The organism is Bradyrhizobium iriomotense (assembly GCF_018130765.1).
Lineage (GTDB): Bacteria > Pseudomonadota > Alphaproteobacteria > Rhizobiales > Xanthobacteraceae > Bradyrhizobium > Bradyrhizobium iriomotense_A.
In genome coordinates this window covers 66,820-79,221 of record NZ_JAFCJZ010000008.1, presented here as the reverse complement: position 1 = coordinate 79,221, position 12,402 = coordinate 66,820, and the positions used below count along the sequence as shown (strand labels likewise).

Here is a 12,402-nt window from a genome sequence, read left to right as displayed (position 1 = left end):
CGCCAAGACATTTGCCAAAAAACTCAAGAAATCAGGAATTCGCTGATGCGCATCGTCAATGTCGCCGCCGCCCAGATGGGCCCGATCCAGAAAGCCGACAGCCGCGAGGCCGTGGTCAAACGCATGATCGCGCTGATGGACGAGGCCAAGAGCAAGGGCGCCGACCTGATCGTCTATCCCGAGCTGGCACTGACGACGTTCTTCCCGCGCTGGTACGTGGAGGACCGCGCCGAGTTCGACATCTGGTTCGAGCGCGAGATGCCGAATGCCGCGACGAAACCGCTGTTCGAGCGCGCGGCGCAGCACCAGATGGCCATGAATTTCGGCTATGCGGAGCTGACGCCGGACGGTCATCATTTCAACACAGCGATCCTGACCGACAAGTCCGGCAAGATCGTCGGCAAATACCGCAAGGTCCATCTGCCCGGCCATGTCGACTACGACACCAAGCGCTCGCACCAGCACCTGGAGAAGCGTTATTTCGAGCCGGGCGATCTCGGCTTCAAGGTCTGGCGCGAGCTCGGCGGCATCATCGGCATGGCCATCTGCAACGATCGCCGCTGGCCCGAGACCTATCGCGTCATGGGCCTGCAGGGCGTCGAGATGGTGCTGATCGGCTACAACACGCCGTCGGTGAATGCGGAGAAGAGCGAGGAGGGCATCGAAAAGCGCCTGTTCCACAATCGCCTCTCGGTGCAGGCCGGCGCCTATCAGAACGCGACCTGGGTGGTCGCCGTCGGCAAGGCGGGCAATGAAGACGGCCACCCGCTGTTCGGCGGCAGCCTGATCGTCGATCCCAATGGCGAGATCGTCGCCGAGGCCAAGACCGAGGACGACGAGGTTCTGGTTCACGCCTGCGACCTCGACGCCACGACCTTCGGCAAGACCACGATCTTCGATTTTGCCCGGCATCGCCGCATCGAGCATTACGGCCTGATCACCAGCCAGACCGGCGCGGTGCCGCCGCCGGAGAAGTGACGCCGATGGCGGACAAGGGCATATCACTGCGTGAACTCGATCCGCGCGATCGCTACAAGCTGCTCTGCGGCGTGGTGGTGCCGCGGCCGATCGCGCTGGTGACGACGCTGGACGAGAACGGCGCGGTCAATGCCGCGCCCTTCAGCTTCTTCAACGTGTTCTCCGAGAGTCCCGCGCTGATCGTGCTCGGGCTCCAGCACAAGCCGGATCACTCGCCGAAGGACACGACCCGCAACATCCATCGCGACGGCGAGTTCGTGGTGCATATGGTGGACGAGGCGCTGTCGGTGGCGATGAACGACTGCGCGGTCGACTTTCCCTCCGGGGACAGCGAGGTCGCCGCGACCGGTCTTGCGACGCTTCCCTCGGTTGACGTTAAAGTGCCGCGCCTTGCTGCTGCGCCCTTCGCACTGGAATGCCGGCGCCACGTCGTGCTGAACTTCTCGCCGGATCGCGAGCTTCTGGTCGGCGAGGTCTTCCGGGTTCACGCCCGCGAGGGCCTCGTCGATGAAGCCAACATGTATGTCGACCTCGACGCGTACCGGCCGATCGGCCGCATGTTCGGTAATCTCTACACCACGCAGCGGGATAGGTTTGCTCTGACGCGCGAGAGCCATGCGCAGTGGCTCGCGCGCCAGGACACCAAAGAGCTGAAGGACGCCTAGTGAGCCGAGAACTGCACCGTACCCAGCGCCATGGTGACGGCCGCCTGTGTCGGGTCGATCACGGGAATGCGCAGCGCGTCTTCGAGCGAACGGCGGTGGCGCGCCATGCCGGCGCAGCCCATCACGATGGCGCGGGCACCGTCCTCGTCGCGCAACTCGCGGCCGATCTCGATCATTTTCGCCAGTGTGCCTTCGCCCGAGGCGGTTTCCGCAACGCTCATGTTCAGCGGCCTTTCGCCGGCGAGACGGTCAGTCAGTCCCATCTGTCTGAGATAGCGCATGTGACGCGGGATCGAGCGCTGGGCGATGGCGATGACGCCGAAGGTCTCGGCGCGCGACAGCGCCGTCAGCACGCCGCACTCGGCGATGCCGAACACCGGACGGTCAGTGCCTTCACGGCAGACCTGAAGCCCGGGATCGCTGTAGCAGGCGATCACGAAGGCGGCAAAACTGTTGTCGCTTTCGACCAGCTTTCGCAGCGGCATCGCAACGCTGTCGACATCCGCCTGACTTTCAATGCCGAAGGGACCTTCGGCCAGCGTCTGGCAGACCACCTCCGGCCCGCCCTCGAAAGCGAGCGGCTTCAGCGCATCCTCCAGCCCTTGCGTGACCTTTGGGTTGGAGTTCGGGTTGATGACGAGAATGCGCGGCCGGGACATGATGGTCTTCCTGCGAATTTACGAGTACGTGCCTTGAGCCTATCACGGAGTGCCTCATGACTGAACCCGCTTACGACCTGATCATCCGCGGCGGCCGCGTCGCCACCACCACCGACGTCTTCGAGGCCGACGTCGCCATCTCTGGCGAGACCATCGCAGCCATCGGCAAGGGCCTTCCGGCGGCCAAGCGCGAGATCGACGCGCGCGGCAAGTTGGTGCTGCCCGGCGGCGTCGACAGCCACGCCCATATCGAGCAGCTGTCGGCCGCCGGCATCATGAACGCCGACACTTTCGAGAGCGCGACCGTGTCGGCGGCCTTCGGCGGCACCACCACGGTGATCCCGTTCGCGGCCCAGCATGTCGGCATGAAGCTGCCGCAGGTCGTGGAGGACTATCACGCGCTGGCGAAGAACGGCGCGGTGATCGACTACGCCTTTCACATGATCATTGCGGATGCGACCAAGGAGACGGTCGAGGAGCACATCCCGGCGCTGGTGAAGCAGGGACACGCCTCGATCAAGATCTTCATGACCTACGACCGGCTCAAGGTCGACGATGAGCCGCTGCTCGACATCCTCCTTGCCGCCCGCCAGTCCGGCGCGATGCTGTGCGCCCATGCCGAGAACCACGGCATCATCGCCTGGATGGTGAAGCGCTTGCTCGCGCGCGGCTACACGCTGCCGAAGTACCACGCCGTCAGCCATGCCCGCGTGTCGGAGGCGGAGGCCTTCACACGACTGATCGGCATGGCGGCGCTGATCGACCAGCCGATCATGATCTTCCACGTCTCGACCGCGGAAGGCGCCAAGGTGATCCGCGACTCGCGCGGGCAGGGGCTGAAGGTGTTTGCGGAGACCTGTCCGCAATATCTGTTCCTCACCGCCAATGATCTCGACAAGCCCGGTGCCGAAGGTGCCAAGTGGATGTGCAGTCCGCCGCCGCGCACGCATTCGGATCAGGAGGCGCTGTGGCAGGCGCTGTCGCTCGGCGATCTCCAGACCATCTCCTCGGATCACGCGCCGTATCGCTACGACGAGACCGGCAAGCTGCGCGCCGGCCCCAACCCCAATTTCAAGCAGGTCGCCAACGGCCTGCCGGGGCTGGAGCTGCGGCTGCCGCTCTTGTTCGATGCGATGGTGTCGAAGGGGCGGCTGGGCCTGGAAAAATTCGTCGAGCTGACCGCGACGGCGCCGGCAAAAATCTACAATCTGCATCCGCGCAAGGGCTCGATTGCCGTCGGCGCCGATGCCGACATCGCGATCTGGGATCCCAACCGCGAGACCGTGATCGCCGACGAGATGATGCATGACCTCACCGGCTACACGCCGTTCGCGGGCCGCAAGCTGAAGGGCTGGCCGGTGACCACGCTTTCGCGCGGCCGGGTGATCGTCGAGGGCAACAAATGCCTCGCGTCCGCCGGCAGCGGAAAATTCCTGGCGCGCAGCGGCGGCGAGGCGGCAAAGCCCACGGGCCGGCTGGTCGCTGACATGGATCCGGAGCGGAATTTCGGGGCAAAACTGCTGTGACACTGGATCGCGCGCGATGAAGATCGTCGTCTTCGGCGGCACCGGGTTTGTCGGCCTCAATCTCGCCGAGGTGCTGCTCGCGCGCGGGAACGAGGTGACGTTGTATGATCGTGCGCCGCTGCCGCCGGCTGCGCAGCGATCTCTTGCTGACCACGGCCCACGGCTTAAGGCGGTGCAGGGCGATATCACTGACGTCGAAGCCATCGACGCCCTTATCGCAAAAGGCTGCGATGTGATCGTGCTCGGTGCCGCGGTCACCGCGGGCGCTGACCTCGAACGGGCATCGCCCGCGCGCGTTCTCGAGATCAACGTGATGGCGCAGATCCCGATCCTGCAGGCGGCGATCCGCCATGGGGTTCGCCGGGTCGTCAATCTGTCGTCGGGATCGGCCTACGGCGCTGCGGGCCAGCGGGTCTCGGTGTTGGACGAGGAAACGCCCTGCGATCCCGTCTCGTTCTACGCCATCAGCAAATTCACCTCGGAACGATCGGTGGCTCGGCACGCCGAGCTTTTTGGCGGTGATCTCCTGAGCGTGCGCTTAAGCGCCGTGTTCGGTCCTTGGGAGCGGCCCGGCTCGGTGCGCGATACGCCGAGCCTCCAGTTCCAGATTCTCGCCGCCTTCGCGCGCGGCGAACCGGCGCTCCTCCCTGCGCCAGGCATGAAGGACTGGACCTATGCGCCGGATGCCGCCGAAGCGGTGGCGTTGCTGATCGAGGCCGAACGGCCGCGCCACCGGCTCTACAATATCTCCAGCGGTGCGGCCTGGTCTGCGCTGCAATGGGGCGAGGCCTTTGCGGCCCTGCATCCTGGGCTGGAGTGTCGGCTCGCGTCTCCGGGAGAGACGACCGTCATCAAGCTCCACGGCGGGGATCGGGCGCCGATGTCGGTCGCGCGGATGGCCGACGAGTTCGGCTGGCGCGCCCGGTTTGGCTGCGCGGAGTCGGCCGCTGCGATGAGCGCCTGGTGGATGCAGCACAAGGAAGGGATCTGACATGCGGCTGCAGGGGCGAACGGCCATCATCACCGGAGCAGGCTCCGGCATCGGCCGCGCCAGTGCCAAGTTGTTTGCAGACGAGGGCGCGCGCCTCGCCTTGGTCGATCGCGATGCCGCGGGGCTTGAGGAAACGCTGAGCCTGGTCGGCGAGGCAACGACGCATGTCGGCGACGTCGGCGATGCCGGCTTCGCCGAAGTCGTCGTTGGCGATGTCGTGGCGCGGCACGGCCGGCTCGACATCCTGATGACGGCGGCAGGCTTTTCCTGCGGCGGCACGGTGCTGACGACGAGCCCGGAGGACTGGGACGCCGTGTTTCGCACCAATGTCGGCGGCACCTGGCTGTGGGCGCGGGCCGCCGTGCCTCACATGCAGCGGCAGAACAGCGGCTCGATCATCACGCTGGCCTCGCAGCTTGCGATGGCGGGCGGCAAGGGCAACAGCGCCTATATCGCCGCCAAGGGCGCGATCGTCAGCCTGACGCGGACCATGGCGGTCGATTTCGCCACCGACGGCATTCGCGTCAACGCGATTGCGCCGGGCGCGATCGACACGCCGATGCTTCGCCGCAGCTTTGCCCGTCACGCCAATTCGGACGAGGTGCGCGAAGCCTCCCGCAACCGCCATGCCATGAAGCGGTTCGGGGCGGCGGAGGAGATCGCGCAGACCGCGCTGCATCTCGCCAGCGATGCGTCGTCCTTCACGACAGGCACCGTGATGGTGGTCGACGGAGGCTGGCTCGCGGCATGAGTGATGCGCTCACCCAGCTCGAAGCCGACGTACGCGCCGACCTCGCGATGATCGCGCATCCCGGCGCGGCATGGCTCGAGCCGAAGACGGGGCCTGATGGCAAGCCAGCGCTGGACGTGCTCATCATCGGCGCCGGCCAGTCCGGCATCGCCATCGGCTTCGGCCTGATGCGCTCGCGCGTCAGCAACATCCTGCTGCTCGACAAGGCCGCGGAAGGGAAGGAGGGCCCGTGGCTCACCTATGCCCGGATGCCGACGCTGCGCAGCCCGAAGGACTACACCGGCCCGGACCTCGACATCCCCAGCCTGACCTACCAGTCCTGGCACGAAGCCCGCTTTGGCAAGGACAGCTGGCAACAGCTCGGCCTGATCGAACGCGGCCATTGGGCGGAGTATCTGCTGTGGCTGCGGCGCACGATCGGCTTGCCGGTGCGCAATGCCTGCGAGCTGCTGGAGATCGCGCCGGCATCTGACGGCCTGCTCGCCGCGCGCGTGAAACGGGCAGGCGAGGTCGAGACCCTCTACGCCCGCAAGATCGTGCTGGCGACCGGGCAGGAGGGCATGGGCGACTGGATGATCCCGGAGCAGCTGGCGCATCTGCCGGCGAGCTTGGTCGCAACCGTTGCCGACGACATCGATTTCGAAGGCCTTCGCGGCAAGCGCGTCGCCGTGATCGGCGCCGGGGCATCCGCCTTCGACAATGCAGCGACCGCGCTGGAAGCAGGCGCCGCCGAAGTGCATTTGCTGTGCCGCCGTGCGCAGATCCAGGTGATCCAGCCCTATCGCTGGCTGACTTTCCGCGGCTTCCTGCGCCATCTCAGCGACCTCGACGATGCCTGGCGCTGGCGCTTCATGCGCAAGATCCTCGAAATGCGCGAGGGATTTCCGCAGCCGACCTACGATCGCTGCGCGCGTCACGCCAATTTCACATTGCACGAGGGCGCGCCGGTCGAAGCCGCGCGCGAGACCGGTGATGGCATCGAATTGCAGACGCCACGCGGCACGATCACGGCGGATTTCGTCATCTGCGGCACCGGCATCGACATGGACTTTGCCGGCCGTGGCGAGCTCAGCCGATTTGCCGGCAACATCGCGACCTGGGCCGACCGTTACCGGCCGCCCGAGGACGAACGCAACGAACGGCTCGGCCGCTTTCCCTTTCTCGCCGACGACTACGCCTTCACCGAGCGTGTGCCGGGACAGACGCCGTGGATCTCCGACATCCATCTGTTCGCCATCGCTTCCACCATGAGTTTTGGCCCGTCGGGATCGTCGATCAATGCGATGACGACGGCCGTTCCGAAGCTGGTCCACGGCCTGACGCGCGGGCTGTTTCGGGCCGATCTTGCGCGCCATTGGGCCTCGCTCAGCGCCTATGATGTGCCGCAGGCCGTGGTCGCACGGCCGGCGCGAAACATGGGGGAGACGCTGTGATCATCCATGCGCCGCCGCGACGATGCGTCCCCAAAAACGCCCGATGAGACTGGCGCGCAACTTGCTTCTTTCTTAACCTGCCTTGCTGGCGTTCTCGTTCGAAATTCAGGGAAAAACCAATGCGTTTTGTGTCTTTCAGGCCGGCGACCTGCATGCTCGCTACCACTGCGCTGTTGCTCATCGCCACCGCGCCGTCGCAGGCACAAACCAGGGCGGAGACGTTGCGCTACGTCACCGGCTCGGCGGTCAACACGCTCGATCCCAACATCCCCGGCTCGACGCGTGAATCCTTCGCGCTGAGCATGAGCACCTATGACCGGCTGGTGGCGTTCGGCCGCAAGCAGCTCAACGGCAAATGGGTGTTCGATCTCGATACGATCACGGGCGAGCTCGCCGAATCCTACGACGTCAGCCCCGACGGCTTGAAGCTCACCTTCCGCCTGCGCAAGGACGCAAAATTCCAGGACGGCTCGCCCGTCACGGCCGAGGACGTGAAATGGTCGCTCGATCGCTGCGTCACAGCGCCGATCCTCGGCAAGGCACAGCTGCTGACGGGGTCGCTGACGTCGGCCGACCAGTTCAAGGTGATCGATCCCCTCACCATCGAGGTGACGCTGCCGAAGCCTGACAAGCTGGCGCTGCCGAACCTTGCCACCGTCTACCCGATGATCATCAACTCGAAAGTGGCAAAGGAGCACGCGACCGCTGACGATCCCTGGGCGACCGCATGGTTGAAGGAGCACACCGCCGGCAGCGGCGCCTATGTGGTGGAGACCTTCAAGCCCGGTGAGCAGGTGATGCTCAAGCGCGACGAGGCCTGGAATCGCGGCTCCGCCAACAAGCCTGCCTTCTTCAAGCGTGTGATCATTCAGTCGGTGCCGGAGCCGGCGACGCGCGCCAACCTCGTCGAGCGCGGCGATGCCGACCTCGTCGTCGATCTGCAGGCCAGCGACGTGCAGTCGCTGGAAGCCAAGGGCAAGCTGAAGGTGGTCTCGACGCCGCAATACAATGCGATCACCTATGTCTCGATGAACAACCAGATGCCGCCGTTCGACAACGTCAATGTCCGCCGCGCCATCGCTTACGCGCTGCCCTATGACGACATGTTCAAGGCCGCTTTGTTCGGCCGCGGTTCGCCGCTGTTCGGCGCAACCTGGGCGGATGGCAAGCCGGCGAACGGCATCTATCCGTTCCAGCAGCCGGTGAAGCTCGATCTCGACAAGGCGAGGGAATATCTCAAGGCCGCCGGCCTCCCCGAGGGTTTTTCGACCACCTTCAGCTTCAACGTCGGTCAGGCCGCGACCGCGGAGCCAATGGCGGCGCTGGTGAAGGAATCGCTCGGCAAGATCGGGATCAAGGTCGATATCCAGAAACTGCCGGACGCGCAGATGTCGACGCAGATCAACGAGAAGAAGCTGCCGTTCTTCACCGAGGGCGTCGTCGCCTGGCTGCCGTCGACCGATTATTTCTACCGCAATTTCTACACCGGCAATCAGCGCTGGAACTACTCTTCGATCAGCAACCCGGACCTTGCCGCGATCGCGCAGGAAGCCCGCTTCGAGCCGGACAAAGCCAAGTACGAGGACGCCGGCCGCAAGCTCAATGCGATGCACTTCGATCTGATGCCGCAAATCATGCTGTGGCAGCCGAACCAGGACGCGGTCATGGCGTCGTCGGTCGAGGGTTACACCTACGAGTTCCATCGTCAGGTCGACTATCGCGACGTCAGCCGCAAGTGACGTCGGCAAACGAGAGGGGCTCTGAAAGGTGACGACTGGTCTTGGCGCAACGATGATGCGGGCGGGCAGGCGGCTTTTGTCGTCGCTGCCGGCGCTGTTCGGTGTGCTGGTCTTCACCTTTCTCTTGATGCGCGTCCTGCCCGGCGACCCCGCGGTGTTCTTCGCCTCGGGGCCCAATGCGGGCAAGGAAGAGATCGAGCTGATCCGCAAGCAGATGGGGCTCAACAAGTCGGTACCGGAGCAGCTCGTCTACTATCTCTCCGACATCGGCCACGGCAATCTCGGCCGCTCCATGATGACCGGGCAGCCGGTGCTGAAGGATTTGCGCGAGCGGTTGCCGGCCTCGCTGGAGCTGACGTTCACGGCGCTGCTGATCGCGCTGATCGCGGCGGTGCCGCTCGGCGTGATGGCGGCGCTGCGGCCGGGGTCGGTCGTCGATCACGGCGTGCGGCTGTTCTGCGCGCTCGGCGTCTGCGTGCCGACCTTCGTCTCGGGTCTGCTGCTGATCTACGTCTTCTACTATCTGCTCGGGCTTGCGCCTGATCCCACCGGGCGGATCGACGTCTTCACCTCGCTGCCGCCGCAGCGCACCGGCTTCCTGTCGATCGACTTCCTGCTGGCGGGCGACTTCGAGGGCTGGTGGGCGGCTTGCAAGCAGCTGATCCTGCCGGCGGTGAGCATGGCCCTGTTCGTGATCGCGCCGCTGGCACGGATCACGCGTGCCTCGATGCTGGTGTCGCTCGGCAGCGATTTCGTGCGCACCGCGCGCTCGGTCGGATTGTCCTGGCGCAAGGTGGTCGTCACTTACGCATTGAGGAACGCGATCCTGCCCGTCATCACCATCGCCGGCATCGTGTTCTCGACCATGCTGGGCGCCAATGTGCTGGTGGAGAAGGTGTTCTCCTGGCCGGGCGTTGCCTCCTACGCGCTCGATGCGTTGCTGTCGTCCGACTACGCGCCGGTGCAGGGCTTCGTGCTGCTGATGGCGAGCTTGTTCGTGCTGGTCAATCTCGTGGTCGATATCTGCTACGGCATCGCCGATCCCAGGGTGTCGATCGAATGACCAGCGCAACCCTTCGCCACTCGGTCTGGATCCTGCGCGGCAATCCGCTGACGGCGGTCGCCGCGGCCGGCGTGACGCTGTTCGTCCTGCTCGCGATCTTCGGGCCCTGGATCGTTCCTTACGATCCCGTAGTCTCCAATGTTTCGGAGGCCCTGCAGCCGCCGAGCGCCGCGCATCTCGCCGGCACCGACCAGCTCGGGCGCGACGTGTTCAGCCGTCTCATCATCGCCGCGCGGCTGGATCTTGCGATCGCAGTCTCAGCGGTCGGCATCTCCTTCGTGATCGGGGCCGTCGTCGGCGCGTTCTGCGGCTATGCCGGCGGCAAGCTCGATCGCGCGGTCGGCCGCTTCGTCGACGTGATGATGGCCTTTCCGCTGTTCGTGCTGGCGATGGCGATGGTCGCGGCCCTCGGCAACCGGATCGAGAACATCGTGATCGCGACGGCGATCATCAATCTTCCGTTCTACATCCGCTTCGCGCGCGCCGAGGTGAACGTCCGGCGCAATGTCGGCTGGGTCGAGGCCGCGCGCGCTTGCGGCGAGAGCCATTTCTCGGTGGTGCTGCGTTTCCTGCTGCCGAACATCCTGCCGGCGATGGCGGTGCAGATATCGCTCAATCTCGGCTGGGCCATTCTCAATGCCGCGGGCCTGTCCTTCATCGGCCTCGGCGTCAAGCCGCCGACGCCGGAATGGGGCATCATGGTCGCGGAGGGCGCGCGCTTCATCTCCACGGGGCGGTGGTGGCTGGTGGCCTTTCCGGGCCTCGCGCTGATGATGGCCGTGTTGTGCTTCAACCTGCTCGGGGACGGGATGCGGGATATTCTCGATCCCCGCATGCGCACATGAGCGAGGAGCTGCTCAGGATCGAGGACCTGCACGTCGCGTTCTCGACGCGACGTGGCATGGTCGAGGCCGTGCGCGGCGTTTCGCTCAACGTTGGGGCCGGCGAGATGCTCGGCCTCGTCGGCGAGAGCGGTTCGGGCAAGTCGGTGACCGGCTTTGCGACGACGCGGCTGCTCGATGCGGCCGGGCGCGTCACCGGCGGAAAAATCCTGTTTCGCGGGCAGGACGTGACGAAGCTCAGGGGTGATGACCTCCGTCATCTCCAGGGCGCCGCGATGTCGATGATCTTCCAGAATCCGCGGGCGGCGCTCAATCCGATCCGCGCGATCGGCCTCCAGATCGCCGATGCGATCCTCACGCATAAGAAAATATCCAAGGACGCCGCGCGCGCCGAGGCGCTGGAATTGTTGCGGGCCGTCCAGATCCGCGATCCCGAAGCGCGGATGAATGCCTATCCGCACGAGCTCTCCGGCGGCATGTGCCAGCGCGTCATGATCGCGATCGCGATCTCCTGCAATCCCGCACTCCTGATCGCGGATGAGCCGACCACCGGCCTCGACGTCACCACCCAGAAGGTGGTGATGGATCTGCTCGCGGACATTGCCGCCGCGCGCGGCATGGCCACGATCCTGATCACGCACGACCTCGGCCTTGCGGCCCGCTATTGCCGCCGCATCGCGGTGATGGAGCGCGGCCGCATCGTCGAGGAGGCGAGCCCGAGGACGCTCTTCAGCACACCGCAGCACGCCTATACGAAGCGCCTCGTTGCGGCGTCGCCCACCGCGACGTCCCGGATCGAGGATCTCGTGACCGAGGAGGAGCGGGAGCGTTACTCCGCTGTCGTCAGCAAACCGAGGCTGGAGCCAGCACACGGGACGCCGCCGTTGCTGGAGGTGCGCAAGCTCGTAAAACGTTTCGACCAGGGCTCTGCGGCGGTTGCCGACTTCTCCATGACGATGGCCGGTGGCGAGAGCGTCGGTCTGGTCGGCGAATCCGGTTCCGGCAAGAGCACGACCTCGCGCATGATCTGCCGCCTGATCGATCCCAGCGAAGGCGACATCGTGTTCGATGGCCAGTCGATCGGCCACGTGGCATCGCGCGATTTTCATCGCTCGCCGCTGCGCAAAAACATCCAGATGGTCTTTCAGGACCCGAACGAGAGCCTCAACCCGCGCTTCACCGCCTTCGACTGCATCGCCCATCCCTTGATGCGGCTCGATGGCATGCGCGCCGGCGATGCGCTGCGCAAGCGGGTGGAAGAATGCGCCGACCGGGTCGGGTTGCCGCTCGACCTGTTGCCGCGTTTCCCGCATCAGCTCTCCGGCGGCCAGAAGGCCCGCGTCGGCATTGCCCGCGCCATCGCCTGCCGGCCGCGGCTCCTCGTGCTGGACGAGCCCACGGCCGCGCTCGACGTCTCCGTGCAGGCGGTTGTGCTGCAGCTGCTCGATCGCCTCAGGCGCGAAAACGACATCGCGCTGCTGTTCGTCAGCCACGATCTCAACGTGGTGCGCATGCTGTGCGACCGCACCATCGTGCTGCGCAATGGCGGCATCGTGGAGCAGGGGGACAGCCGGGCGCTGTTCGACAATCCGAAGACCGACTACACCCGCAAGCTGGTCGAGGCGATCCCGCATATCGAGACCGGCGAGGTGCTCGCGGCTGCTCTGTGAGGCGTTGCAAGTCAACGTGGGCCAGCCAAAAAGTCGAAGAGATCCCGCTGGCGAAGGCCCATTTACTGGCATACCATTTGCTTGC

At 65.4% G+C, this 12,402-nt stretch carries 11 protein-coding genes; 10 read left to right on the top strand and 1 reads right to left on the bottom strand.

Annotated elements, in window-relative coordinates; translation table 11 throughout:
• The first annotated feature begins 45 nt into the window (after positions 1 to 45).
• Both JQ635_RS15985 and JQ635_RS15980 read left to right on the top strand, forming a co-directional pair.
• On the top strand, positions 46 to 978 hold the full coding sequence (locus JQ635_RS15985) for an N-carbamoyl-D-amino-acid hydrolase (protein ID WP_211410799.1): 933 nt from the start codon (positions 46 to 48) through the stop codon (positions 976 to 978).
• A gap of 5 nt (positions 979 to 983) precedes the next feature.
• Positions 984 to 1,643 (top strand): flavin reductase family protein, encoded by a 660-nt coding sequence (locus tag JQ635_RS15980; protein ID WP_211410798.1) that lies wholly within the window; start codon positions 984 to 986, stop codon positions 1,641 to 1,643.
• On the opposite strand, the gene JQ635_RS15975 is transcribed toward JQ635_RS15980, so the two are convergent.
• Positions 1,640 to 2,302 carry an aspartate/glutamate racemase family protein gene (locus JQ635_RS15975; protein ID WP_211410797.1) on the bottom strand — a complete coding sequence of 221 codons (663 nt, stop codon included), beginning with the start codon at positions 2,300 to 2,302 and terminating at the stop codon, positions 1,640 to 1,642. The two genes, JQ635_RS15980 and JQ635_RS15975, sit on opposite strands and share 4 nt — an antisense overlap.
• Positions 2,303 to 2,358: 56 nt before the next feature.
• On the opposite strand from JQ635_RS15975, the gene hydA reads away from it, so the two are divergent.
• The 8 genes from hydA (at position 2,359) to nikE (ending at position 12,317) form a co-directional block, all read left to right on the top strand.
• Positions 2,359 to 3,828, top strand: coding sequence for a dihydropyrimidinase (gene hydA / locus JQ635_RS15970; RefSeq protein ID WP_211410796.1), 1,470 nt, complete (start codon positions 2,359 to 2,361; stop codon positions 3,826 to 3,828).
• A gap of 16 nt (positions 3,829 to 3,844) precedes the next feature.
• Positions 3,845 to 4,819: an NAD-dependent epimerase/dehydratase family protein gene (locus JQ635_RS15965; RefSeq protein ID WP_211410795.1), complete on the top strand. Its 975-nt coding sequence runs from the start codon at positions 3,845 to 3,847 to the stop codon at positions 4,817 to 4,819.
• 1 nt (position 4,820) lies between these two features.
• Positions 4,821 to 5,570, top strand: a complete 750-nt coding sequence (locus JQ635_RS15960; RefSeq protein WP_211410794.1) for an SDR family oxidoreductase — start codon at positions 4,821 to 4,823, stop codon at positions 5,568 to 5,570.
• Complete coding sequence (locus JQ635_RS15955; protein WP_211410793.1) at positions 5,567 to 7,003, top strand: NAD(P)-binding domain-containing protein; 1,437 nt, start codon at positions 5,567 to 5,569, stop codon at positions 7,001 to 7,003. The genes JQ635_RS15960 and JQ635_RS15955 overlap by 4 nt, the downstream gene beginning before the upstream one ends.
• A 119-nt stretch (positions 7,004 to 7,122) precedes the next feature.
• A complete protein-coding gene (locus tag JQ635_RS15950; RefSeq protein ID WP_211410792.1) occupies positions 7,123 to 8,742 on the top strand; it encodes an ABC transporter substrate-binding protein in 1,620 nt (539 codons plus the stop codon).
• A 28-nt stretch (positions 8,743 to 8,770) separates the two neighbouring features.
• Complete coding sequence (locus JQ635_RS15945; protein WP_211410791.1) at positions 8,771 to 9,805, top strand: ABC transporter permease; 1,035 nt, start codon at positions 8,771 to 8,773, stop codon at positions 9,803 to 9,805.
• Positions 9,802 to 10,650, top strand: a complete 849-nt coding sequence (locus tag JQ635_RS15940) for an ABC transporter permease (RefSeq protein ID WP_211410790.1) — start codon at positions 9,802 to 9,804, stop codon at positions 10,648 to 10,650. The genes JQ635_RS15945 and JQ635_RS15940 overlap by 4 nt, the downstream gene beginning before the upstream one ends.
• Complete coding sequence (gene nikE / locus JQ635_RS15935; protein ID WP_211410789.1) at positions 10,647 to 12,317, top strand: nickel ABC transporter ATP-binding protein NikE; 1,671 nt, start codon at positions 10,647 to 10,649, stop codon at positions 12,315 to 12,317. Before JQ635_RS15940 ends, nikE begins: the two co-directional genes overlap by 4 nt.
• The last annotated feature ends 85 nt before the right edge of the window (positions 12,318 to 12,402 follow it).

Excerpts from the sequence above, each read along its gene's own strand:
- JQ635_RS15985 (WP_211410799.1), top strand. The coding sequence starts at position 46 with ATGCGCATCGTCAATGTCGCCGCCGCCCAGATGGGCCCGATCCAGAAA.
- JQ635_RS15980 (WP_211410798.1), top strand. The coding sequence starts at position 984 with ATGGCGGACAAGGGCATATCACTGCGTGAACTCGATCCGCGCGATCGC.
- JQ635_RS15975 (WP_211410797.1), bottom strand. The coding sequence starts at position 2,302 with ATGTCCCGGCCGCGCATTCTCGTCATCAACCCGAACTCCAACCCAAAG.
- hydA (WP_211410796.1), top strand. The coding sequence starts at position 2,359 with ATGACTGAACCCGCTTACGACCTGATCATCCGCGGCGGCCGCGTCGCC.
- JQ635_RS15965 (WP_211410795.1), top strand. The coding sequence starts at position 3,845 with ATGAAGATCGTCGTCTTCGGCGGCACCGGGTTTGTCGGCCTCAATCTC.
- JQ635_RS15960 (WP_211410794.1), top strand. The coding sequence starts at position 4,821 with ATGCGGCTGCAGGGGCGAACGGCCATCATCACCGGAGCAGGCTCCGGC.
- JQ635_RS15955 (WP_211410793.1), top strand. The coding sequence starts at position 5,567 with ATGAGTGATGCGCTCACCCAGCTCGAAGCCGACGTACGCGCCGACCTC.
- JQ635_RS15950 (WP_211410792.1), top strand. The coding sequence starts at position 7,123 with ATGCGTTTTGTGTCTTTCAGGCCGGCGACCTGCATGCTCGCTACCACT.
- JQ635_RS15940 (WP_211410790.1), top strand. The coding sequence starts at position 9,802 with ATGACCAGCGCAACCCTTCGCCACTCGGTCTGGATCCTGCGCGGCAAT.
- nikE (WP_211410789.1), top strand. The coding sequence starts at position 10,647 with ATGAGCGAGGAGCTGCTCAGGATCGAGGACCTGCACGTCGCGTTCTCG.